Origin of the sequence: Pseudomonas sp. NBRC 111138 (genome assembly GCF_001320835.1) — a bacterium.
Taxonomy (GTDB): domain Bacteria; phylum Pseudomonadota; class Gammaproteobacteria; order Pseudomonadales; family Pseudomonadaceae; genus Aquipseudomonas; species Aquipseudomonas paracarnis.
In genome coordinates this window covers 1-20843 of record NZ_BCBO01000073.1, presented here as the reverse complement: position 1 = coordinate 20843, position 20843 = coordinate 1, and the positions used below count along the sequence as shown (strand labels likewise).

General features: G+C 60.4%; 17 protein-coding genes and 1 pseudogene. 11 read left to right on the top strand and 7 right to left on the bottom strand.

The window, feature by feature from the left end; translation table 11 throughout:
• On the top strand, nt 1-1022 hold a 1022-nt coding region (gene hemH / locus APH41_RS13370; RefSeq protein WP_082430443.1), incomplete at its 5' end, for a ferrochelatase.
• Between the two features lie 524 nt (nt 1023-1546).
• Here hemH and APH41_RS13365 read toward each other — a convergent pair.
• Together APH41_RS13365 and algW are read right to left on the bottom strand one after the other, a co-directional pair.
• Nucleotides 1547-3640 carry a TonB-dependent siderophore receptor gene (locus APH41_RS13365; protein ID WP_054919408.1) on the bottom strand — a complete coding sequence of 698 codons (2094 nt, stop codon included), beginning with the start codon at nt 3638-3640 and terminating at the stop codon, nt 1547-1549.
• A gap of 112 nt (nt 3641-3752) precedes the next feature.
• Nucleotides 3753-4913, bottom strand: coding sequence for a Do family serine endopeptidase AlgW (gene algW, locus APH41_RS13360; RefSeq protein ID WP_003188388.1), 1161 nt, complete (start codon nt 4911-4913; stop codon nt 3753-3755).
• A 101-nt stretch (nt 4914-5014) separates the two neighbouring features.
• On the opposite strand from algW, the gene APH41_RS13355 reads away from it, so the two are divergent.
• The 3 genes from APH41_RS13355 (at nt 5015) to cysN (ending at nt 8852) form a co-directional block, all read left to right on the top strand.
• Nucleotides 5015-5773 carry a Nif3-like dinuclear metal center hexameric protein gene (locus APH41_RS13355; RefSeq protein ID WP_020302961.1) on the top strand — a complete coding sequence of 253 codons (759 nt, stop codon included), beginning with the start codon at nt 5015-5017 and terminating at the stop codon, nt 5771-5773.
• Between the two features lie 253 nt (nt 5774-6026).
• Entirely contained in the window at nt 6027-6944 is a 918-nt protein-coding gene (gene cysD / locus APH41_RS13350; RefSeq protein ID WP_003171640.1) for a sulfate adenylyltransferase subunit CysD, read from the top strand.
• Between the two features lie 9 nt (nt 6945-6953).
• Nucleotides 6954-8852, top strand: coding sequence for a sulfate adenylyltransferase subunit CysN (gene cysN / locus APH41_RS13345; RefSeq protein ID WP_054896880.1), 1899 nt, complete (start codon nt 6954-6956; stop codon nt 8850-8852).
• Nucleotides 8853-9045: 193 nt separating this feature from the next.
• Here the strand turns inward: cysN and APH41_RS13340 are convergent, their stop codons facing one another.
• The 3 genes from APH41_RS13340 to APH41_RS13330 form a co-directional block, all read right to left on the bottom strand.
• Nucleotides 9046-9945 carry an acyltransferase gene (locus APH41_RS13340; RefSeq protein WP_014716856.1) on the bottom strand — a complete coding sequence of 300 codons (900 nt, stop codon included), beginning with the start codon at nt 9943-9945 and terminating at the stop codon, nt 9046-9048.
• A complete protein-coding gene (gene pta, locus APH41_RS13335; RefSeq protein WP_003188396.1) occupies nt 9946-12045 on the bottom strand; it encodes a phosphate acetyltransferase in 2100 nt (699 codons plus the stop codon).
• 79 nt (nt 12046-12124) lie between these two features.
• Nucleotides 12125-12412, bottom strand: coding sequence for a DUF3565 domain-containing protein (locus APH41_RS13330; RefSeq protein WP_102666761.1), 288 nt, complete (start codon nt 12410-12412; stop codon nt 12125-12127).
• Between APH41_RS13330 and APH41_RS13325 the strand changes: the two genes are divergently transcribed.
• The gene (locus APH41_RS13325) at nt 12411-12896 is read left to right on the top strand and encodes a peptidylprolyl isomerase (protein WP_003188398.1); all 486 of its coding nucleotides are present in this window, start codon (nt 12411-12413) and stop codon (nt 12894-12896) included. The genes APH41_RS13330 and APH41_RS13325 overlap by 2 nt on opposite strands.
• A gap of 86 nt (nt 12897-12982) precedes the next feature.
• Here the strand turns inward: APH41_RS13325 and APH41_RS29375 are convergent.
• Nucleotides 12983-13069: pseudogene (locus APH41_RS29375) on the bottom strand (outer membrane lipoprotein carrier protein LolA); the annotation flags it as partial.
• Nucleotides 13070-13175: 106 nt separating this feature from the next.
• Nucleotides 13176-13454, bottom strand: coding sequence for a 30S ribosomal protein S20 (gene rpsT / locus APH41_RS13320; protein WP_003188401.1), 279 nt, complete (start codon nt 13452-13454; stop codon nt 13176-13178).
• Between the two features lie 253 nt (nt 13455-13707).
• On the opposite strand from rpsT, the gene murJ reads away from it, so the two are divergent.
• From murJ to ispH, 6 genes are all read left to right on the top strand, one after another.
• Entirely contained in the window at nt 13708-15246 is a 1539-nt protein-coding gene (murJ, locus tag APH41_RS13315; protein WP_054919406.1) for a murein biosynthesis integral membrane protein MurJ, read from the top strand.
• 119 nt (nt 15247-15365) lie between these two features.
• Entirely contained in the window at nt 15366-16304 is a 939-nt protein-coding gene (gene ribF, locus APH41_RS13310; RefSeq protein ID WP_003188404.1) for a bifunctional riboflavin kinase/FAD synthetase, read from the top strand.
• 14 nt (nt 16305-16318) lie between these two features.
• Nucleotides 16319-19150, top strand: a complete 2832-nt coding sequence (ileS, locus tag APH41_RS13305; protein WP_054896881.1) for an isoleucine--tRNA ligase — start codon at nt 16319-16321, stop codon at nt 19148-19150.
• Nucleotides 19143-19655, top strand: coding sequence for a signal peptidase II (lspA, locus tag APH41_RS13300; RefSeq protein ID WP_003188406.1), 513 nt, complete (start codon nt 19143-19145; stop codon nt 19653-19655). The genes ileS and lspA overlap by 8 nt, the downstream gene beginning before the upstream one ends.
• A gap of 7 nt (nt 19656-19662) precedes the next feature.
• A complete protein-coding gene (locus tag APH41_RS13295) occupies nt 19663-20100 on the top strand; it encodes a peptidylprolyl isomerase (protein WP_169918885.1) in 438 nt (145 codons plus the stop codon).
• Between the two features lie 181 nt (nt 20101-20281).
• A partial coding sequence (ispH, locus tag APH41_RS13290) for a 4-hydroxy-3-methylbut-2-enyl diphosphate reductase (RefSeq protein ID WP_082430442.1) occupies nt 20282-20843 on the top strand: 562 nt, incomplete at its 3' end.

The window sequence follows — 20843 nt, the reverse complement described above, 5'->3', positions numbered from 1 at the left end:
ACGCGTTGTTACTGGTCAACCTGGGTTCGCCAAAGTCCACTTCAGTGGCCGATGTGCGCAGCTACCTCAATCAGTTCCTGATGGACCCTTATGTGATCGACTTGCCGTGGCCGGTGCGGCGCTTGCTGGTATCGCTGATCCTGATCAAGCGCCCCGAGCAATCGGCCCATGCCTATGCGTCGATCTGGTGGGATGAGGGTTCGCCGTTGGTGGTGCTGAGCCGCCGCCTGCAGCAGCAGATGACCGCGCAGTGGACCCAGGGCCCGGTGGAACTGGCGATGCGTTATGGCGAGCCGTCCCTGGAAACGGTCCTGACACGCCTGGCCGCCCAGGGTATTCAAAAAATCACACTGGCGCCGTTGTACCCGCAGTTTGCCGACAGCACCGTCACCACGGTGATAGAGGAAGCCAAGCGAGTGGTGCGCGACAAGCAACTGAATGTGCAGTTTTCGATCCTGCAACCGTTCTACGATCAGCCTGAGTACCTCGATGCGCTGGCGGCGAGTGTGCGCTCTTATGTGGAGCAGGATTACGATCACTTGCTGCTCAGTTTCCATGGCTTGCCTGAGCGTCATCTGACCAAGCTCGACCCCACGGGCCAGCACTGCTTCAAGGATGCCGACTGCTGCAAGAACGCATCCCCTGAAGTGCTTGCCACCTGTTACCGCGCGCAGTGCTTCAGCGTGGCGCGGGATGTGGCCGAGCGGCTGGGTTTGCCGGAGGGCAAATGGTCGGTGGCGTTCCAGTCCCGCCTGGGCCGGGCCAAGTGGATCGAACCCTACACCGAGGCACGCCTTGAGGCATTGGCCCAGCAAGGCGTGAAGAAGCTGCTGGTGATGTGCCCGGCGTTCGTCGCCGACTGTATTGAGACGTTGGAGGAAATTGGCGATCGCGGTCGCGAGCAATTTCGTGAAGCGGGGGGCGAGGAGTTGGTGTTGGTGTTGGTGCCTTGCCTGAATGACGAGCCGCAGTGGGCGGCAGCGCTTAATACCCTGTGCGAACGAGCGCCGGTTGCCTTGTAATCGAGCCCTGCGGTGATCCAATTGTGGGAGCTGGCTTGCCTGCGATGGCGGCCTAACCGCGACGCTTCCCTACTTGACCCCCCCGCGGACCAATTGTGGGAGCGGGCTTGCTCGCGAAGGCGGCATGGCAGTCAACACAGTTGGATTGTGTACATATCCATTCCTGCGGTAACGGCTGCTTAGGGTTCCGCTTTTACAGCGGGTCACTTTGGAAAAGAGCCGGAATGCCGGCCCAGCCCAAAGTAACCAAAGGGCTCTTGCCCCACCACTCGGCACCTCGCCTAGGCTCGGTGTGCCCGAACACAGGCTTGAATCCGTGGGCCGCCGCCACGCGCCATCCATGGCGCGGGGCGGCTAACCCGGCGTCCTGCCGGGTTACCCACGAATTCAAGCCTGCGTTCGGCCAGCGTGGTTTAACGGGGCGCCTGAGATCAAGATCACAAGCAGATCAAGATCAAGAGCGGCTCGCTTCGCATCGTGATTACCTATGGTCATCGCAGGCAAGCCACACATTTTGACTGTATCTACAGATTAAGGGTCAGGCTAACCGTGAAGTTGCGCGGCTCACCCGGGTTGACCCAATAGTTGCTATAAGACCGCTCGTAGTACCTTTCATTGAACAGGTTGTTGAGGTTCAGCCCCACCGTCACATTCTGCGTAGCCTTATAATGGGCCAGCAAATCCACGGTGTGGTAGGCGGGCAGTTCGAAACCCGTGCCGGCTTCGCCTGACCGGTCACCTACATAGGTGAACGCTGCGCCCAGGTCTGAGCCACGCAACGCGCCTTCCTGGAACTCATACACGCCCAACACACTGCCACTGCGCTTGGCCACGCCCAGAATGCGGCTGCCCGTGGGGATGGTTTTGTCGCCCTTGGTCACTTCAGCGTCGATGTAGGCCAAGGCGCCGATCACGCGGACTGCGTCGGTCACTTGCCCGGTTACTTGCAGGTCGAACCCCTGGCTGCGGGCCTTGCCCATGGCGCGGTTGAGGTTGGTCGCCGGGTCCAGGGTCAGCACGTTTTCCTTTTCGATATGAAAGGCCGCCAGGGTAGCGCTGAGGCGGTCGTCAAACAGCTCGCTCTTGACCCCCACCTCATAACCCACGCCTTCTTCGGGTTTGAAGGACTTGCCAGCGGCATCCAGGCCGCTATTGGGCTTGAACGACGTGGAGGCGTTGGCAAACACGCCGACTTCTGGCGTGAGCTGGTAGAGCAGGCCGGCGCGCTGAGTGAAGGCGTCGTGGGTTTGGCGGCTCTTGGCGTGGTTGCGGGTGAAGTCGTCGGTGCTTTGTTCGAAGTGTTCGAAGCGCGCACCGATCATACCGCGCAGGCGGTCGGTGAAGATGATCTGGTCTTGCAGGTTGAGTGCGCGGCTTTTGGTCTGTTCGAAGAAGTCGGTACCGGAGCGTTTGTCGTTGGGTTTGGGCTGGCCGTACACCGGCTTGTAGATGTCGATGGGATAGTCGCCTGCGATCGCCGTCACGCGCTCTTTCTTGCGGTAATCCTCGTACTCGGTACCGATCAACAGTTCATGTTGCCAACTGCCCATATCGAACACCCCGCGCAGTTCCAGCTGGGTGATGCTGTCATGCCAACCGGTGGAGCGTTCACGGTAGCGGCGATTGACGCTGTGGCCGTCTGCGTTCAACGCTCGGCTTTCCGAAGCATCGCCCCACAGGCTGCCTTGCTTGTAATGGCTGGCCAGGCGCAGTTTCCAGGCGTCGTTGAGGTGGTGTTCCAACGCCGCCTGAATGCGGTTGTTGTGGTTGCGGATATTGCCGTCGTTGGGCTCGCCGAGGAAGGTGGAATGGGACATGCCGGTATTGGCGACGATGCCTCGGTCGAAGGTGGAGCTGTGGCGCACGAACTCACTTTCCACCAGCAGGGTGGTGTCCGGGTCCAGTTGCCAACTGAAGGAGGGCGCGACAAACACACGCTTGGCGTCCACGTGATCGCGAAAGCTGTGGTTGTCTTCAACGGCCAGGTTCACTCGCGTCAGCACGCGCCCCTCGCTGTCCAGCGGCGTATTCACATCCAGCGCCGTGCGGTAGCGGTCCCAACTGCCGGCGCTGGTTTGCAGCGTGGTGAAGGCCTCGGGCTGGGGTTTCTTGGTGACGATATTCACCGTGCCGCCGGGATCGCCACGCCCATAGAGGCTGGCGGCGGGGCCCTTGAGCACTTCGATGCGCTCGATATTCGCTGCGTCCGGGGTGCTGGGGTAACCACGGTTGGCGCTGAAACCATCCTGGTAGAACTCGGACGTGGTGAAGCCGCGCACGCTGTATTCGTAGAGGGTCAGGCCGCCGAAGTTGTTTTGCTTGGATACGCCGCCAGCGAATTCCAGGGCGCGCTCCACGCTGGTACTGCCCAGGTCTTTGAGTACCGTGGCAGGAATCACGCTGATCGATTGCGGGATGTCGCGCAAGGCCGTGTCGGTCTTGGTCGCACTGGCAGAGCGGGTGGCGCGGTAGCCGTCGACCGGGCCGGTGGCGGATTCATAGGCGTCGGAAGTGACGCTGATGGTGTCCAGTTCCAGGGTGTTTTCTTCGGCGTAGGCAGGGTCGAGCAGCAAACCCAGGGCCAGGCCGGCCAAGGGCACAAACTTTCGAGACGACATGATAGAGCGTTCCAATAGCGATATTGAAATAATATAACATGACTAATGAGAATGAATCGCTAAGAAATATGGCCTTACAAGCGCCCGCGAACGGGCGCTTGGGTCGCGACGGTTATTGCTCTTCTTTCACTGGCGCGGTCGCCGGTGGTGGGCGCAGGCCGATTTCCGCCGACAGTTTGATCTCCTTGCCGTTGCGCATCACCAGGATCGCCACCTTGTCGGTCGGCTTGATCCGTGCCACCTGGTTCATCGACTTGCGGCCATCACCCGCCGGCGCGCCGTCGATGCTGAGGATCACATCGCCCAGTTGCAGGCCGGCTTTCTGCGCCGGGCCGTCGCGGAAGATCCCCGCTACCACGATGCCTGGACGCCCGGTCAGGCCAAATGACTCGGCCAGTTCCTTGGTCAAGGGCTGTACTTCAATGCCCAGCCAGCCGCGAATCACCTGGCCGTGCTCGATGATCGACTTCATCACTTCCATCGCCAGCTTTACCGGGATGGCAAAACCAATGCCCTGGGAACCGCCAGACTTGGAAAAAATCGCGGTGTTGATGCCAGTCAGGTTGCCATTGGCGTCCACCAGCGCACCGCCCGAGTTGCCGGGGTTGATCGCGGCGTCGGTCTGGATGAAATCTTCGTAGCTGTTAAGGCCCAACTGGTTACGCCCGGTGGCGCTGATGATGCCCATGGTCACCGTTTGCCCCACCCCGAAAGGGTTGCCGATGGCCAGCGCTACATCGCCCACGCGCAAACCGTCGGAGCGGCCGAGGGTGATGGCCGGCAGGTTCTTCAGATCAATTTTGAGTACCGCAAGATCAGTTTCCGGGTCGCTGCCCACCACGCGGGCCAGGGTTTCGCGGCCGTCACGCAGGGCCACCACGATCTGGTCGGCGCCCGTGGTCACATGGTTGTTGGTGAGGATGTAGCCCTCGGGGCTCATGATCACGCCGGAGCCGAGGCTGGATTCCATGCGGCGCTGCTTGGGGCCGTTGTCACCGAAGTAGCGGCGAAATTGCGGGTCTTCAAACAACGGATGCGCGGGCTTGTTGATGACCTTGGTGGTGTACAGGTTGACCACCGCCGGAGCGGCGATGACCACGGCATCGGCATAGGTCACCGGCCCTTGCACCACTGTGTTGGTCTGCGGCGCCTGTTGCAGGTTCACATCCAGTGTGGGCAGGCCCACCCACTGGGGATAACGCTGGATAATCAGCATCGCGATCAGCACGCCAGCCAACAATGGCCATCCAAAAAAACGCAGTGCCTTGAGCATCAAGTAAGTCCTGACAGGTTGCAGGGGGCGGGAGAGCGCCCATAATGTCGCGCATTATACGAGGCTGTGACGCCTGCGAACGGGATATTTAGGAGTCTTTTATGGCCGTGCCCCTTACTACCCTCGTCGAGGAAGCCGACCGCTACCTCGGCAGCGCCAAAATTGCCGATTACTGCCCCAATGGCCTGCAGGTCGAGGGCCGGCCCCAAGTGATGCGCATCGTCAGCGGCGTGACCGCCAGCCAAGCCCTGCTGGACGCCGCCGTCGAAGCCAAGGCCGACCTGGTGCTGGTGCACCACGGTTACTTCTGGAAGGGCGAAAACCCGTGCATCACCGGCATGAAGCAGCGCCGTCTCAAAACCCTGCTCAAGCATGACATCAGCCTGCTGGCCTACCACTTGCCCTTGGACCTGCACGCCGATGTCGGCAACAACGTGCAACTGGCTCGCCACCTGGACATCACCGTCGAAGGCCCGCTGGACCCGGGCAACCCAAAAATCGTCGGCCTGGTCGGCTCCCTGGCCGAGCCCTTGTCACCTCGTGACTTCGCCCGTCGCGTGCAGGACGTGATGGGCCGCGAACCGCTGCTGATCGAAGGCAGCGAAATGATTCGCCGCGTCGGCTGGTGTACCGGTGGCGGCCAGGGCTACATCGACCAGGCGATTGCCGCGGGTGTCGATTTGTACCTGAGCGGTGAAGCGTCCGAACAGACCTTCCACAGCGCCCGGGAAAACGACATCAGCTTCATCGCCGCCGGCCATCACGCCACCGAACGCTACGGCGTGCAGGCCTTGGGCGACTACCTGGCGCGGCGCTTTGCCCTGGAGCATCTGTTCATCGACTGCCCCAATCCGATCTAAAGCACAGCATTGAACACTGTGGGAGCTGGCTTGCCTGCGATACAGGCACCGCAGCCATTCAGGCTCACCGAGGTGAGGCCATCGCAGGCAAGCCAGCTCCCACACTTACAGTGTTGAAGCCCAAACTGGGCGGCATATTCATATATCGTTTCGGTCTAGCTGGCGCCCTAAATAGAAGAAGTTGCTGTGCTAGCATGCCTCGCTCGAACACGGCCCGCTGGCCGTCCATAAGATCGTTTTTCCGTGAGTAACCATGGTCGACAAACTGACGCATCTGAAACAGCTGGAGGCGGAAAGCATCCACATCATCCGCGAGGTCGCCGCCGAGTTCGATAACCCGGTGATGCTCTACTCGATCGGTAAAGACTCCGCCGTGATGCTGCACCTGGCACGCAAGGCCTTCTTCCCGGGCAAACTGCCATTTCCGGTGATGCACGTCGACACTCGCTGGAAATTCCAGGAGATGTACAAGTTCCGCGACAAGATGGTCGAGGAGCTGGGCCTGGACCTGATTACCCACATCAACCCCGATGGCGTGGCGCAGAACATCAACCCGTTCACCCACGGCAGTGCCAAGCACACCGATATCATGAAGACCGAGGGCCTCAAGCAGGCGCTGGACAAGCATGGTTTCGACGCAGCATTCGGCGGCGCCCGTCGCGATGAAGAGAAATCCCGTGCCAAAGAGCGCGTGTACTCGTTCCGCGACAGCAAGCACCGTTGGGACCCGAAGAACCAACGCCCGGAGCTGTGGAACGTCTACAACGGCAACGTCAACAAGGGCGAGTCGATCCGCGTGTTCCCGCTGTCCAACTGGACCGAGCTGGACATCTGGCAGTACATCTACCTGGAAGGCATCCCGATCGTGCCGCTGTACTTCGCCGCCGAGCGCGACGTGATCGAGAAGAACGGCACGTTGATCATGATCGACGACGACCGCATCCTTGAGCACCTGTCCGACGAAGACAAAGCCCGCATCGTCAAAAAGAAAGTACGTTTCCGCACCCTTGGCTGCTACCCGTTGACGGGCGCGGTGGAGTCCGAAGCCGAGACGCTGACGGACATCATTCAGGAAATGCTCCTGACGCGAACTTCCGAACGCCAGGGCCGTGTCATCGACCACGATGGTGCAGGCTCGATGGAAGATAAAAAACGTCAAGGCTATTTCTAAGGGGCTGTCATGTCGCATCAATCTGATTTGATCAGCGAGGACATCCTCGCCTACCTGGGCCAGCACGAGCGCAAAGAAATGTTGCGCTTCCTGACCTGCGGCAACGTCGACGACGGCAAGAGCACCCTGATCGGGCGCCTGCTGCACGACTCCAAGATGATCTACGAGGATCACCTGGAAGCCATTACCCGCGACTCGAAAAAGTCCGGCACCACCGGTGACGATATCGACCTGGCGTTGCTGGTCGATGGCTTGCAGGCCGAGCGTGAGCAGGGCATCACTATTGATGTTGCCTACCGCTATTTCTCCACCGCCAAGCGCAAATTCATCATCGCCGACACACCCGGCCATGAGCAGTACACCCGCAACATGGCCACTGGTGCGTCCACCTGTGACCTGGCGATCATCCTGATCGACGCCCGCTATGGCGTGCAGACCCAGACCCGTCGCCACAGCTATATCGCCTCGTTGCTGGGTATCAAACACATCGTGGTAGCCATCAACAAGATGGACATCAACGGCTTTGACCAAAGCGTATTCGAGTCGATCAAGGCCGATTACCTGAAGTTCGCCGAAGGTATCGCATTCAAGCCGAGCACCCTGGCCTTCGTGCCGATGTCGGCGCTCAAGGGCGACAACGTGGTGAACAAGAGCGAGCGTTCGCCCTGGTACACCGGGCAGTCGCTGATGGAGATCTTGGAGACTGTCGAGATCGCCAATGATCGCAACTACACCGACCTGCGTTTCCCGGTGCAGTACGTCAACCGCCCGAACCTGAACTTCCGTGGGTTTGCCGGCACCCTGGCGAGTGGCATCGTGCACAAGGGCGACGAAGTGGTGGTATTGCCGTCGGGCAAGAGCAGCCGCGTCAAATCCATCGTCACCTTTGAAGGTGAGCTGGAACACGCAGGCCCAGGCCAGGCCGTGACCTTGACCATGGAAGACGAGATCGACATCTCCCGTGGCGACCTGTTGGTGCATGCCGACAACGTGCCGCAAGTGACCGACGCCTTCGACGCCATGCTGGTGTGGATGGGCGAAGAACCGATGCTGCCGGGCAAGAAATACGACATCAAGCGCGCCACCAGCTACGTGCCGGGTTCCATCACCAGCATCGTGCACCGCGTGGACGTAAACACCCTGGCCGAAGGCCCGGCGAGTTCGCTGCAGCTCAACGAGATTGGCCGGGTCAAGGTCAGCCTGGACGCCGCCATCGCCCTGGACGGTTACGACAGCAACCGCACCACTGGCGCGTTCATCGTGATCGACCGCTTGACCAACGGCACGGTGGCCGCGGGCATGATCATCGCGCCACCGGTGGGTCATGGCGGCGCTGCGCAGCACGGCAGCCTGGCGCATGTCGCCACCGAAGAGCGCGCCCTGCGTTTCGGCCAGCAGCCGGCCACGGTGTTGTTCAGCGGCTTGTCGGGCGCTGGCAAGAGCACTCTGGCCTATGCGGTCGAGCGCAAGCTGTTCGACATGGGCCGTGCGGTGTTCGTACTGGACGGCCAGAACCTGCGTCACGACCTGAACAAAGGGTTGCCGCAGGACCGTGCCGGGCGTACCGAGAACTGGCGTCGTGCCGCTCATGTGGCGCGTCAGTTCAATGAAGCCGGCCTGTTGACCCTGGCAGCCTTCGTTGCGCCGGATGCCGAAGGCCGTGAACAGGCCAAGGCGCTGATTGGTGCGGACCGACTGCTGACCGTCTACGTGCAGGCATCGCCGTTGGTGTGCGCCGAGCGTGACCCGCAAGGTTTGTACGCGGCTGGTGGGGATAACATCCCTGGCGAATCCTTCCCGTATGACGTGCCGTTGAATGCCGACCTTGTGATCGACACCCAGGCGTTGTCGCTGGAAGACAGCGTCAAGCAAGTGCTGGAACTGTTGCGTCAGCGCGGCGCGATCTAAGCTTTATTGCCGCACAAAAAAGCCCGCCACCGGTTACCCGGTGGCGGGCTTTTTACATATTCTCAAATGTGGACTCGGTCAATGTGGGAGCTGGCTTGCCTGCGATAGCAGACTGTCAGTTTATTGAAACTTAGCTGATCCACCGCTATCGCAGGCAAGCCAGCCCCCACATTAAATTGCATCCACATGTTGATCAGCGGCTGGCCGGAAAGTCTTTGTGCAGCTGTTCCAACAATGCATCCTTGTCTTGCCACAACTGGTTGATCCAGCCCTGGAACGCCAGTCGATATTCCCCATCCTGCTCATAATTCTTGCCGATGAATTCGGCCGGTATCTGCACCTCTTCAAAGTGCACCACCACGTCCTTCACGTTACCGCACAGCAAATCCCAATAACCTGGGCGCCCGGCGGGGTAGTGGATGGTCACATTGATCAGTGACTTGAGCTGCTCGCCCATGGCATCCAACACAAACGCAATTCCGCCCGCCTTGGGTTTAAGCAGGTAGCGAAACGGTGACTGCTGCTGCGCATGCTTGCCCGGCGTAAAGCGTGTGCCTTCGGCAAAGTTGAAAATCCCCACGGGATTGTCGCGAAACTTCGCACAGGTCTTGCGCGTGGTTTCCAGGTCTTTGCCTTTCTTCTCCGGGTGCTTCTCCAAATAAGCCTTGCTGTAGCGCTTCATGAAGGGAAAGCCCAGCGCCCACCACGCCAGGCCAATCACCGGTACCCATATCAGCTCTTGCTTGAGGAAGAACTTCAGGGGGCGAATGCGCCGATTGAGCACGTACTGCAACACCATGATGTCGACCCAGCTCTGATGGTTGCTGGTCACCAGGTACGAGTGCTGGTAGTCCAGGCCCTCAAGGCCAGTCAGGTGCCAGCGCGTACGGCGCACCAGGTTCATCCAACCCTTGTTGTTGGTGACCCAGGCTTCATGGGTGTGGTTCATCAGCCATTCGCTCAGGCGCTTGGCGAACGGCAGCGCCTTGAACAGCGCCACGATGAACAGGAACGAACACAGCAGGATCGTGTTCAGCGCCAGCAACAGCGAAGCGATCACCCCGCGCACGGCGGCAGGTAGAAAATCCAGCATTTAGATATCCATGGGTCGGTTGGCGGCTTGGATCGCCGTCAGGGCGATGGTGTACACGATGTCGTCCACCTGGGCGCCACGTGGCAGGTCATTGACCGGTTTGCGCAGGCCCTGAAGCATCGGCCCCAGGCTCACGCAATCGGCGCTGCGTTGTACGGCTTTGTGGGTGGTGTTGCCGGTGTTCAGGTCCGGGAACACAAAGACGGTGGCCTTGCCCGCCACCTGGCTGTTGGGCGCCAGTTGTCGGGCGACGTTTTCGTTGGCGGCGGCGTCGTATTGCAACGGGCCGTCGATCAGCAACGAACTTTGTTGTTCGTGGGCGAGCAGGGTGGCTTCGCGGACTTTTTCTACCTCCTCGCCGCTGGCCGAGTCACCGCTGGAGTAGCTGATCATCGCCACCCGTGGCGTGATGCCGAATGCCGCCGCCGAGTCGGCGCTTTGCAGGGCGATTTCCGCCAGTTCCGCAGCGCTTGGGTGCGGGTTCATCACGCAGTCGCCGTACACCAGCACCTGCTCGGGGAACAGCATGAAGAACACCGACGACACGAGGGTGCAGCCCGGCGCGGTCTTGATCAGCTGCAGCGCCGGGCGAATGGTGTTGGCGGTGGAGTGAATCACGCCGGAGACCAGGCCATCCACTTCGTCGAGGGCGAGCATCATGGTGGCGATCACCACGGTGTCTTCCAGTTGCTGCTCGGCCATGGGCGCGTTGAGGCTTTTGCTCTTGCGCAAGGCGACCATTGGCTCCACGTAGCGTTGGCGAATCAGGTCGGGGTCGAGAATCTCCAGGCCTTCGGGCAGGTCGATACCCTGGGCGCGGGCGACTGCCTCCACATCCGCAGGCTTGGCCAACAGCACGCAACGGGCAATGCCGCGGGCCTGGCAGATCGCGGCGGCCTGTACGGTCAGCGGCTCGCTACCTTCGGGCAACACGATGCGTTTGTTGGCGGCCTGGGCGCGTTGGATCAACTGGTAACGGAACACTGCCGGCGACAGGCGCATCTCCCTTGGCGTGCCGCAGCGCTGGTGCAGCCAGCGCGCATCGAGGTGGCTGGCGACGAAGTCGGTGATGATTTCCGCACGCTCGCGGTCATCGATAGGGATTTCCTTGTTGAGGCTATTGAGCTGGTTGGCGGTGTCATAGGAGCCGGTGCTCACCGACAACACCGGCAACCCGGCCTGGAAGGCGCCTCGGCACAGATCCATGATGCGTGGGTCGGGCAGGGTGTCGCTGGTCAGCAGCAGCCCGGCCAGCGGCACGCCATTGATGGCGGCCAGGCTGACGGCGAGGATGATGTCATCGCGATCTCCCGGGGTTACCACCAACACACCGGGTTTGAGCAGCTCGACAGTGTTACGCATGGTGCGCGCGCAAATGATGATCTTGGTCATGCGCCGGCTTTCGTAGTCGCCGGCGTTGAGGATCTGCGCGCCCATCAGGTCGGCCACGTCGCGGGTGCGCGGGGCATTCAGCTCGGGTTGGTAGGGGATGCAGCCGAGCAGCCGGAAATCACCGCTGCGCAACAGCGGCGAATGCTCTTTGAGGCGCGCCGAGAAGGCTTCCATGCTTTCGTCGGTGCGTACCTTGTTGAGAATTACGCCCAGCACTTTCGGGTCTTTGGGGCCGCCAAACAGTTGGGCCTGCAATTCCACACGGCCGGAAAGCTCGGTGAGCACTTCATTTTCCGGCGCCGAGACCAGGATCACTTCCGCGTCCAGGCTCTTGGCCAGGTGCAGGTTGACCCGTGCCGCGTAGCTGGCGCTGCGGGTCGGCACCATCCCTTCGACGATCAGCACGTCTTTGCCTACGGCTGCCTGTTGGTAAAGGGTGATGATCTCTTCGAGCAACTCATCGAGCTGGCCGTCGCCGAGCATGCGCTCTACGTGAGCCAGGCCCAGGGGCTGCGGCGGTTTCAGGCCGTGGGTGCGCGCCACCAGCTCGGTAGAGCGTTCCGGCCCGGTATCGCCAGGGTGTGGCTGGGCAATGGGTTTGAAAAAGCCGACTTTCAGGCCGGCCCTTTCCAGTGTGCGCACCAGCCCAAGGCTGATGGAGGTCAGACCCACACCAAAATCGGTGGGCGCGATAAAAAAAGTCTGCATGCGAATTCTCTGGAGGTGCATGGCTTGGGTGGCGCTCTATGGGTGAGTGCCTACCGCGAATCAGACGCCAAGGTTATCGTTATTCGTGCCCTTGCGCACACCAGCCGCACGCAAAGGCCTGGCCTATTTTTTCAAGGCGTTGCGCGGGGTCGAGCACCCAGGCGCGTGACTGCCAGGGCGGCTGGTGGCGCAGGTGCTGGGTGTGGCCGCAAGACAGCTCGGCCACCCAGTGCCCATCGTCGTCCTGATGAAAACCTGTGATCGTGACCGTTGATCGGCCCCGTCCGTCCGGGTTCCGTTCGCTTTCGGGCAAATCCTTGTTTAGACTTGTCCGTTCTTCATTCTTATGCAAAAGGTCTCGCCCCATGACGATCGCCGCTAACAAGGCTGTCTCCATCGACTATACCCTGACCAACGACGCTGGTGAGGTCATCGACAGCTCCGCCGGCGGCGCGCCGCTGGTTTACCTGCAAGGCGCAGGTAACATCATCCCGGGCCTGGAAAAGGCTCTGGAAGGCAAGAACGTCGGTGACGAACTGACTGTCGCCGTAGAACCTGAAGATGCCTACGGCGAATACTCCGCCGAACTGGTCAGCACCTTGAGCCGCAGCATGTTCGAAGGTGTCGATGAGCTGGAAGTGGGCATGCAGTTCCACGCTTCCGCGCCGGACGGCCAAATGCAGATCGTCACCATCCGCGACCTGGACGGCGACGACGTTACTGTTGACGGCAACCACCCTCTGGCTGGCCAGCGCCTGAACTTCCAAGTGAAGATCGTGGCCATCCGCGACGCTTCCCAGGAAGAAGTGGCTCACGGCCACGTCCACGGTGAAGGCGGTCATCACCATTGATTGATGTTTTGATCAGGTGGTAGCAAAAACGCCCCGACTGGTTCGGGGCGTTTTTTTTGCCTTGAGAATATTCCCGGTCAACTTTCTGTAGGAGCGAGCTTGCTCGCGAAAAACCTGAGAGCCCCGCCGGGCGCCAGGCTTCCCGCGTCATCGTTAACGATCTTCGCGAGCAAGCTCGCTCCTACAGTTTTCAGGGGCAAACAAAAATGCCCCGGACCTTTCGGTACGGGGCATTTCTTAACTGTTACACAGCCTGGGCTGCGTTGCAGTTGTTACCACTTAGGCTGCAGCAGGAACGCTCAGAGCCTTGATGTGGCCATTCAGGCGGCTCTTATGGCGAGCGGCCTTGTTCTTGTGGATGATGCCTTTATCGGCCATACGGTCGATAACAGGCACAGCCAGAACGTAAGCTGCTTGAGCTTTTTCAGCGTCTTTGGTGTCGATGGCTTTGACTACATTCTTGATGTAGGTGCGAACCATGGAACGCAGGCTGGCGTTGTGGCTGCGACGCTTCTCAGCCTGTTTTGCACGTTTTTTGGCGGAAGGTGTGTTGGCCACCGTCGAGCTCCTCGAAAGACTTTTTAGGAAATAGCAAACAAAATAGGCCGCGAATCATGCCGATGACTTGACGGGTTGTCAAGGGCGGCTGATGCGAACTGCTGAGTGGTCGATCTGAAGAGGCGGGTGATTTATTTCCGGCGCTTGACCTGTAAACTCGCGAGCTTTGGCTCTGTGCTGTTGCAGGCGCGCAGTATCGCATAAGTGGGCGCGTAGTTCGCCTGCTCTTTATCTATAGGCGCAAACTCTTTCAATGAATCTGCTCAAATCGTTGGCTGCCGTCAGCTCTATCACGATGATTTCCCGGGTATTGGGGTTCGTGCGCGACACCCTGCTGGCCCGCATCTTTGGCGCCAGCATGGCCACCGATGCCTTCTTTATTGCCTTTAAACTGCCCAACCTGTTGCGGCGGATCTTTGCCGAAGGCGCGTTTTCCCAGGCGTTCGTGCCGATTCTGGCCGAATACAAGACCCAGCATGGCGAGGAGGCGACTCGTACGTTCATCGCCTACGTCTCGGGTTTGCTGACGCTGGTGCTGATGCTGGTAACCATCGTCGGGATGCTCGCCGCGCCCTGGGTGATCTGGGCCACGGCGCCCGGTTTTGCCAACACGCCGGAAAAGTTCGCGCTGACCACTGATCTGCTGCGGGTGACCTTTCCTTATATATTGCTGATTTCCCTGTCTTCGCTCGCCGGGGCGATCCTCAATACCTGGAATCGTTTCTCGGTACCGGCCTTTGTGCCGACCTTGCTGAACGTCAGCATGATTATTTTTGCGCTGTTCCTTACCCCGTATTTCGATCCACCCGTCATGGCCCTGGGATGGGCGGTGCTGGCCGGCGGGCTGGCACAGTTGCTGTACCAACTGCCACACCTGAAGAAAATCGGCATGCTTGTACTGCCGCGCTTGAACCTCAAGGATTCCGGCGTCTGGCGCGTGATGCGCAACATGCTGCCGGCGATCCTCGGGGTGTCGGTCAGTCAGATTTCCCTGATCATCAACACCGCGTTCGCCTCGTTGCTGGTGTCCGGCTCGGTGTCGTGGATGTACTACGCCGACCGCCTGATGGAATTGCCATCCGGTGTGCTGGGCGTGGCGTTGGGCACGATCCTGCTGCCGACCCTGGCGCGTACATACGCCAGCAAGGATCGCCAGGAATACTCACGCATACTCGATTGGGGCCTGCGCCTGTGCTTTCTGCTGGTGTTGCCGTGCGCCCTGGCCCTGGGCATCCTCGCCGAGCCGCTGACGGTCTCGCTGTTTCAATACGGGCAGTTCGACGCCCATGACGCCTTGATGACCCAGCATGCGTTGGTCGCCTACTCTGTCGGCCTGCTCGGCATTATCGTGATCAAGGTGCTGGCGCCCGGCTTCTATGCCCAGCAAAACATCCGCACGCCGGTGAAAATCGCGATTTTTACCCTGGTTGTCACGCAACTGCTCAACCTGGTGTTTATCGGCCCGTTGGCCCACGCCGGCCTGGCCTTGGCGATCAGCGCGGGGGCATGCATAAACGCAGGTCTGCTGTTTTACCAATTGCGCAAAAAACAGATGTACCAGCCGCAGCCAGGCTGGGGGGTGTTTGCGCTCAAGTTGCTGGTGGCGGTAGCAGCGATGTCGGTTGTGCTGTTTGGCCTGATGCACATCATGCCGGCCTGGGGCCAAGGCAATATGCTGGAGCGCTTCATGCGCCTGGGCGCATTGGTAGTGGCGGGCGTGGTGGTGTACTTCGGGATGTTGCTGTTGCAGGGTTTCCGCCTGCGTGATTTCAATCGCAAGTCGTTGGGATAGAGAGTTTGCCGCGATAAAACGGTTGTTTTATCGATTCGATCCATTTGGCCTGCGCTGTTGCCTGTCGTCCGGGGCTGGGTGTGGTTATAATCGACCACTTTATGAGCAAGAAGCGCGTTATGCAGCTGGTTCGAGGTCTCCACAACCTGCGCCCCGAGCATCGGGGCTGCGTCGCCACTATTGGCAACTTTGACGGTGTTCACCGTGGCCACCAGGCTATCCTGGCTCGGCTGCGCGAGCGTGCGGTCGAGTTGGGCGTGCCCAGCTGCGTGGTGATTTTTGAGCCACAACCGCGGGAGTTCTTTACTCCGGAAACGGCGCCGGCACGCTTGGCGCGCTTGCGGGACAAGTTGCAGCTGTTGGCGGAGGAGGGCGTGGACCGTGTCCTCTGCCTGGCATTCAACCAGCGTTTGCGCAGCCTCAGCGCCGCCGAGTTCGTCGACCGCATCCTGGTGGACGGCTTGGGTGTGCAGCACCTGGAGGTCGGCGACGACTTCCATTTCGGTTGTGACCGGGTCGGGGATTTCGATTTCCTGCAACATGCCGGTGTGAATCAGGGTTTCACTGTCGAGGCCGCGCAAACCGTCGAACTGGACGGCCTGCGCGTGAGCAGCACCCAGGTGCGTAACGCCCTGGCCGCCGCCGACTTCGACCTGGCCGAGCGTTTGCTCGGACGCCCGTTCCGCATTGCCGGACGGGTATTGCACGGCCAGAAGCTGGCGCGCCAATTGGGTACGCCAACCGCCAACGTGCAACTCAAGCGCCGTCGTGTGCCGCTGACCGGGGTTTACCTGGTAAGTGTCGACATCGATGGCCAATCGTGGCCGGGAGTCGCCAATATAGGCGTCAGACCCACGGTTGCAGGTGATGGCAAGGCCCACCTGGAAGTTCACCTTTTGGATTTTGCCGGTGATTTATACGACCGGCGTTTGACGGTGGTTTTCCACCAGAAGCTGCGTGAAGAGCAGCGTTTCGCCTCCCTGGAGGCGTTGAAAACGGCGATCAATGCGGATGTCGCCGCCGCCCGTGCACTAGCCGCACCTAGCGCCCATCGCTAACCGAAGAGCCTTAAATGACCGACTATAAAGCCACGCTAAACCTTCCGGACACCGCCTTCCCAATGAAGGCCGGCCTGCCACAGCGCGAACCGCAGATCCTGCAGCGCTGGGACAGTATTGGCCTGTACGGAAAGTTGCGCGAAATTGGCAAGGATCGTCCGAAGTTCGTCCTGCACGACGGCCCTCCTTATGCCAACGGCACGATTCACATCGGTCACGCGCTGAACAAGATTCTCAAGGACATGATCCTGCGCTCCAAGACCCTGTCGGGCTTCGACGCGCCGTATGTCCCGGGTTGGGACTGCCACGGCCTGCCGATCGAGCACAAAGTCGAAGTGACTTACGGCAAGAACCTGGGCGCGGACAAGACCCGCGAACTGTGCCGTGCCTACGCCGCCGAGCAGATCGAAGGGCAGAAGTCTGAATTCATCCGCCTGGGTGTGCTCGGCGAGTGGGACAACCCCTACAAGACCATGAACTTCAAGAACGAGGCCGGTGAAATCCGCGCCTTGGCCGAAATCGTCAAAGGCGGTTTCGTGTTCAAGGGCCTCAAGCCCGTGAACTGGTGCTTCGACTGCGGTTCGGCCCTGGCCGAAGCGGAAGTGGAGTACGAAGACAAGAAGTCCTCGACCATCGACGTGGCCTTCCCGATCGCCGACGACGCCAAGCTGGCCGAGGCCTTTGGCCTGGCAAGCCTGAGCAAGCCAGCGGCCATCGTGATCTGGACCACCACCCCATGGACCATCCCGGCCAACCAGGCGCTGAACGTGCACCCGGAATTCACCTACGCCCTGGTGGACGTTGGTGATCGCCTGCTGGTGCTGGCCGAGGAAATGGTCGAGTCGTGCCTGGCGCGTTACGAGCTGCAAGGTTCGGTGATCGCTACCACCACGGGTTCCGCGCTGGAGCTGATCAACTTCCGTCACCCGTTCTATGACCGTCTGTCGCCGGTGTACCTGGCGGACTACGTGGAGCTGGGCGCCGGCACTGGCATCGTTCACTCTGCGCCCGCCTATGGCGTAGACGACTTCGTGACCTGCAAAGCCTATGGCATGGTCAACGACGACATTCTGAATCCAGTGCAAAGCAATGGCGTGTACGCGCCGTCCCTGGAGTTCTTCGGCGGCCAGTTCATCTTCAAGGCCAACCAGCCGATCATCGACAAGCTCTCGGAAGTCGGCGCGCTGTTGCACACCGAAACCATCAAGCACAGCTACATGCACTGCTGGCGCCACAAGACCCCGCTGATCTACCGCGCCACTGCGCAGTGGTTTATCGGTATGGACAAAGAGCCGACCAGCGGCGATACCCTGCGTAACCGCGCGATCAAGGCCATCGAAGACACCACGTTCGTTCCGGCCTGGGGCCAGGCGCGCCTGCATTCGATGATCGCCAATCGTCCGGACTGGTGCATCTCCCGCCAACGTAACTGGGGCGTGCCGATTCCGTTCTTCCTGAACAAGGAAAGCGGCGAGCTGCATCCTCGCACCGTTGAACTGATGGAGCTTGTGGCCCAGCGCGTTGAGCAGGAAGGTATCGAAGCCTGGTTCAAGCTGGACGCCGCCGAGCTGTTGGGCGATGAAGCGCCGCTGTACGACAAGATCAGCGACACCCTCGACGTGTGGTTCGATTCGGGCACCACTCACTGGCACGTGCTGCGTGGCTCGCATCCGATGGGTCACGAGACCGGCCCGCGCGCCGACCTGTACCTGGAAGGTTCGGACCAACACCGTGGCTGGTTCCACTCGTCGCTGCTGACCGGTTGCGCCATCGACGACCACGCACCGTACCGCGAACTGCTGACCCACGGTTTCACCGTCGACGAGAACGGCCGCAAGATGTCCAAATCCCTGGGCAACGTGATTGCGCCGCAAAAGGTCAATGACACCCTGGGCGCCGACATCATGCGTCTGTGGGTGGCCTCGACTGACTATTCGGGTGAGATGGCTGTTTCGGAGCAGATCCTGCAACGCAGCGCCGACGCCTATCGTCGTATCCGCAATACCGCGCGCTTCATGCTGTCGAACCTGACCGGTTTCAACCCGGCCACCGACCTGCTGCCGGCCGAAGACATGCTCGCGCTGGACCGTTGGGCCGTGGACCGTACCCTGTTGCTGCAGCGTGAGTTGCAAGAGCACTACGGCGAATACCGCTTCTGGAATGTCTACTCCAAGATCCACAACTTCTGCGTGCAGGAGCTGGGCGGTTTCTACCTCGACATCATCAAGGACCGCCAGTACACCACCGGCGCCAACAGCAAAGCTCGCCGTTCGGCGCAGACCGCGCTGTACCACATCAGCGAAGCGCTGGTGCGCTGGATCGCACCGATCCTGGCGTTCACCGCCGACGAGCTGTGGGAATACCTGCCGGGCGAGCGTAACGAGTCCGTCATGCTCAACACCTGGTACGAAGGCTTGACCGAACTGCCGGCCGACTTCGAACTGGGCCGCGAGTACTGGGCGGGCGTCATGGCCGTCAAGGTTGCGGTGAACAAGGAACTGGAAGTCCAGCGTGCGGCCAAGGCCGTGGGTGGCAACCTGCAAGCCGAAGTCACCCTGTTTGCCGAGGATGGCCTGACTGCTGACCTGGCCAAGCTGAGCAACGAACTGCGCTTCGTACTGATCACCTCCACCGCGAGCCTGGCACCTTTCGCCCAGGCCCCGGCAGATGCCGTGGTCACCGAGGTACCGGGCCTGAAGCTCAAGGTGGTGAAATCGGCCTTCCCTAAATGCGCCCGTTGCTGGCACTGCCGTGAAGATGTCGGTGTGAACCCTGAGCACCCGGAAATCTGCGGTCGTTGTGTCGATAACATCAGCGGTGAAGGCGAGGTTCGCCACTATGCCTAATGCAGCCAGTCGTTTCGGACGTCTGGGCTGGCTCGTACTGAGCCTGCTGGTGCTGGTTATTGACCAGGTCAGCAAGGCTCACTTCGAGGGCTCCCTGGAAATGTTCCAGCAAATCGTGGTGATTCCGGATTACTTCAGCTGGACCCTGGCCTACAACACTGGCGCCGCCTTCAGCTTCCTCGCTGACGGCGGCGGCTGGCAGCGCTGGCTGTTCGCGGTGATCGCCGTGGTGGTCAGTGCCGTGCTGGTGGTGTGGCTAAAGCGCCTGGGTCGCGACGACACCTGGCTGGCTATCGCGCTGGCCCTGGTGTTGGGCGGCGCGCTGGGTAACCTGTATGACCGCATCGCCCTGGGCCATGTGATCGACTTCATCCTGGTGCACTGGCAGAACCGCCACTACTTCCCGGCGTTCAACTTTGCCGACAGCGCCATCACCGTTGGTGCAATCATGCTGGCGCTGGATATGTTCAAGAGCAAGAAAACCGGAGAAACCGTCAATGACTGATCAGGTATTGGCTGAGCAACGCATCGGCCAGAACACGGAAGTCACTTTGCATTTCGCATTGCGCCTGGAGAATGGCGACACGGTAGACAGCACCTTCGACAAAGCCCCGGCGACCTTCAAGGTTGGTGACGGTAACCTGCTGCCTGGTTTTGAAGCGGCATTGTTCGGGTTCAAGGCGGGCGACAAGCGCAACCTGCAGATCCTGCCGGAAAACGCCTTCGGCCAACCCAACCCGCAAAACGTGCAGATCATCCCGCGTTCGCAGTTCGAGGGTATGGACCTGTCGGAAGGTTTGCTGGTGATCTTCAATGATGCGGCGAATACTGAACTGCCCGGCGTGGTAAAAGCTTTCGATGACACGCAAGTGACCATCGACTTCAACCATCCGTTGGCCGGTAAAACCTTGACGTTTGATGTTGAAATCATCGACGTTAAAGCGCTCTAACTGACGAAACCGGTTCCTGTGGGGCTGGCTTGTGTGGGAGCTGGCTTGCCTGCGATAGCATCACCTCGGTGTACCTGATACATCGAGACGTTTGCATCGCGGGCAAGCCCGCTCATACAGACGCTTATTCTATAGAGCTGAGTTGATCCAATTTCTTGGCCTGCAAGGCACGAGGCACAGCATGCAAATCAAACTCGCCAACCCCCGTGGCTTCTGCGCTGGCGTGGACCGGGCGATCGAAATCGTCAACCGCGCCCTGGAAGTCTTCGGGCCGCCGATTTATGTGCGCCACGAAGTCGTGCATAACAAGTTCGTGGTCGAAGACCTGCGCGCACGCGGTGCGATCTTTGTCGAAGAACTCGACCAGGTACCCGACGACGTTATCGTCATCTTCAGTGCCCATGGCGTGTCCCAGGCCGTACGTACCGAAGCGGCCGGCCGTGGCCTAAAAGTGTTCGATGCCACTTGCCCGCTGGTAACCAAGGTGCACATCGAAGTGGCGCGTTATAGCCGCGACGGTCGCGAATGCATCCTGATCGGCCATGCCGGTCACCCGGAAGTCGAAGGCACCATGGGCCAGTACGACGCCAGCAACGGCGGCGCCATCTACCTGGTTGAAGACGAAAAAGACGTCGCCAACTTGCAGGTGCACAATCCCGACCGCCTGGCTTTCGTTACCCAGACCACCTTGTCCATGGACGATACCAGCCGCGTCATCGATGCCCTGCGCACGCGTTTCCCAG

Excerpts from the sequence above, each read along its gene's own strand:
- APH41_RS13365 (WP_054919408.1), bottom strand. The coding sequence starts at position 3,640 with ATGTCGTCTCGAAAGTTTGTGCCCTTGGCCGGCCTGGCCCTGGGTTTG.
- algW (WP_003188388.1), bottom strand. The coding sequence starts at position 4,913 with ATGCTCAAGGCACTGCGTTTTTTTGGATGGCCATTGTTGGCTGGCGTG.
- APH41_RS13355 (WP_020302961.1), top strand. The coding sequence starts at position 5,015 with ATGGCCGTGCCCCTTACTACCCTCGTCGAGGAAGCCGACCGCTACCTC.
- cysD (WP_003171640.1), top strand. The coding sequence starts at position 6,027 with ATGGTCGACAAACTGACGCATCTGAAACAGCTGGAGGCGGAAAGCATC.
- cysN (WP_054896880.1), top strand. The coding sequence starts at position 6,954 with ATGTCGCATCAATCTGATTTGATCAGCGAGGACATCCTCGCCTACCTG.
- APH41_RS13340 (WP_014716856.1), bottom strand. The coding sequence starts at position 9,945 with ATGCTGGATTTTCTACCTGCCGCCGTGCGCGGGGTGATCGCTTCGCTG.
- pta (WP_003188396.1), bottom strand. The coding sequence starts at position 12,045 with ATGCAGACTTTTTTTATCGCGCCCACCGATTTTGGTGTGGGTCTGACC.
- APH41_RS13325 (WP_003188398.1), top strand. The coding sequence starts at position 12,411 with ATGACGATCGCCGCTAACAAGGCTGTCTCCATCGACTATACCCTGACC.
- APH41_RS13330 (WP_102666761.1), bottom strand. The coding sequence starts at position 12,412 with ATGGGGCGAGACCTTTTGCATAAGAATGAAGAACGGACAAGTCTAAAC.
- murJ (WP_054919406.1), top strand. The coding sequence starts at position 13,708 with ATGAATCTGCTCAAATCGTTGGCTGCCGTCAGCTCTATCACGATGATT.
- ribF (WP_003188404.1), top strand. The coding sequence starts at position 15,366 with ATGCAGCTGGTTCGAGGTCTCCACAACCTGCGCCCCGAGCATCGGGGC.
- ileS (WP_054896881.1), top strand. The coding sequence starts at position 16,319 with ATGACCGACTATAAAGCCACGCTAAACCTTCCGGACACCGCCTTCCCA.
- lspA (WP_003188406.1), top strand. The coding sequence starts at position 19,143 with ATGCCTAATGCAGCCAGTCGTTTCGGACGTCTGGGCTGGCTCGTACTG.